This is a genomic window from Streptomyces viridosporus (assembly GCF_002078235.1).
Classification (GTDB): domain Bacteria; phylum Actinomycetota; class Actinomycetes; order Streptomycetales; family Streptomycetaceae; genus Streptomyces; species Streptomyces viridosporus.
Window position 1 is genome coordinate 1 of record NZ_MSGP01000446.1, and the last position, 2,623, is coordinate 2,623.

Consider the following 2,623-nt stretch of genomic DNA (forward strand, 5'->3'; position numbering starts at 1 on the left):
GCAGGGCGGTGACCAGGTCCGCGGTCCGGGGCAGGGCGAGGCCGACGAACCGGCCCGGGCCGGCGCCGGTGGCGAGCAGGCGGCGGGCCAGCCGGTTCGCCGAGGCGTTCAGTTCGCGGTAGGAGAGGGAGTGCTCGCCGCAGGTCACGGCGATCGCGTCCGGGGTGGCGGCCGCCCGTGCCTGGAACAGCTCGGCCAGCGACGGCCCGTCCGTACCGGCCTCACCCACCACCGCACCCGCACCGGCGAGAGCGGCTTCCCACTCGGCCGCGTCCAGGACGTGCACGTCGCTGAGCACCCGGTCGGGCTCCTCGGCCCACGCGGACAGCAGCCGGACGAAGCGCTCGGCGAGACGGCCGGCCGTGGACGGGTCGAAGAGGTCGACGGCGAACTCCAGCGCACCCGTGATCCCCGCGGGCGAACCCCCGGGGGTCCGCTGCTCGGTCAGGCTCAGTGCCAGGTCGTACTTGGCGACGGTGTGCTCGACCGGGTGACCGCCGAAGGTCAACCCGGGCAGTTCCAGGCCGTCCTCGGCGGGGGCCTGGTTGTGGAACGTCAGGTTGACCTGGAACAGCGGGTGCCGTGCCGCGGAGCGCTCCGGGTTCATGACCTCCACGAGCCGCTCGAACGGAACGTCCTGGTGGGCGTAGGCGGCGAGGTCGGTGTCCCGGACCCGCGCCAGCAGCTCCCGGAAGCTGGGGTTGCCGGAGGTGTCGGTGCGCAGCACCAGCGTGTTGACGAAGAAGCCCACGAGGTCGTCGAGGGCGCTGTCGGTCCGTCCGGCGACCGGCGTGCCGATCGGGATGTCGTTGCCGGCGCCCATCTTGGTGAGCAGGGCGGCGGTGGCCGCCTGGAGGACCATGAACACGCTGGTGCCGGTGCGGCGGGCCAGCGTCGTGATCCGGGCGTGCAGCTCGGCGTCGAGCTCCAGCGGGACCAGGCCGCCGCGGTGGGAGGAACGCTGGGGCCGCGGCCGGTCGGCCGGCAGCGTCAGCTCCTCGGGGAGGTCCGCGAGAACGGTACGCCAGTGCTCGAGCTGGGCCGAGACCTTGCTGTCCGGGTCGTCCTCGCTGCCCAGCACCTCCCGCTGCCACAGCGTGTAGTCCGCGTACTGCACCCGCAGGGGTTCCCAGTCGGGGGCCTGCGCCAGACGGCGCGCCGCGTAGGCGGTGGACAGGTCCCTGGCCAGCGGCGCCAGCGAGGCGCCGTCGGCGGCGATGTGGTGCACCAGCAGGTGGAGCACGTGCCGGTCGGGGGCGAGGGCGAAGAGGTCCGCCTTCAGCGGCACGTCGGTCGTCAGGTCGAAGGCGTGGCTCGCCGCGGCGCTCAGCGCGTCGGGCAGTTCGGCTTCGGTCACCTCGGTGACCGGCAGTTCGAGGCTGACGGCGGAGGTCTCCAGCACCCACTGGCGCGGGCGCCCGTCGGTGTCGGGGAAGACGGTCCGCAGGCTCTCGTGCCGGTCGACCACATCCCGCAGCGCGGCGGCGAGAGCCGCCCGGTCCAGGTCGCCGGTCAGACTCAGCGCCAGCGGGATGTTGTACGCGGCGCTGGGCCCGTCGAAATGACCGAGGAACCACAGCCTGCGCTGGGCGAAGGAGAGCGGAACCTCCGCAGGGCGTTCGACCGCGCGCACCGGGGGACGTACCCCGGACGCCGAGCCGAGCTGCCGGACGAGCTCGGCCACGGTCGGGTGCTCGAAGACGCTGCGCACCGGGAGCTCCACACCGAGCTCGTCCCGGACGCGGGCCGCGAGACGGGTGGCCAGCAGGGAGTGGCCTCCGAGGTCGAAGAACCCGTCGTCGATGCCCACGTCCTCCACACCGAGCACCTCGGCGAACAGGCCGCACAGCAGCGCTTCCTGGACGGTCCGGGGGGCACGGCCGGTGGCGGTGGCGGCGGTGTCGGGTGCGGGGAGCGCGGTGCGGTCGAGCTTGCCGTGGACGGTGAGCGGGAGGGCGTCGAGGGGGACGATCGCGGCCGGGACCATGTGCTCGGGCAGGGTGGTGCGCAGCGCGTCGCGGAGGGTGGCCGGGTCGGCGGTGCGGTCGGTGTCGTGGACGGTGTAGGCGACCAGGCGGCGGTCGCCGGGGCGGTCCTCGCGGACGACGACGGCGGCCTGGCGGATGCCGTGGAGGTGCCGGAGGGCGGTTTCGACTTCTCCGAGTTCGATGCGGAAGCCGCGGAGCTTGACCTGGTCGTCGGTGCGGCCGAGGTAGGTGAGTCGGCCGTCTTCGGTCCAGCGGACGAGGTCGCCGGTGCGGTACATGCGTTCGCCGGGGGTGCCGTGGGGGTTGGCGACGAAGCGTTCGGCGGTGAGGTCGGGGCGGTTCAGGTAGCCGCGGGCGAGGCCGGTGCCGGCCACGTAGAGCTCGCCGGTGACGCCGGGGGCGACCGGTCGCAGCCCCTCGTCCAGGACGTAGACGCGGGTGTTGGTGATGGGGGTGCCGATGGGCACGGTGTCCGGCTGGGTGCCGGTGAGCGGGGTGCTCATGGTGGCGCAGACGGTGGTCTCGGTGGGGCCGTAGGCGTTGATCATGCGGCGGCCGGGCGCCCAGTCTTCGACGACCTGGGCGGGGGCGGCCTCGCCGGCGACGACGAGGGTGGTCAGTGTCGGCAGGTCCGA

1 protein-coding gene is annotated in these 2,623 nt (G+C 73.8%); it reads right to left on the minus strand.

The features are described from left to right. Nucleotides 1-2,623 (minus strand): condensation domain-containing protein (locus tag B7L92_RS28490; RefSeq protein ID WP_143626389.1); only part of this gene is annotated, 2,623 nt, incomplete at both ends.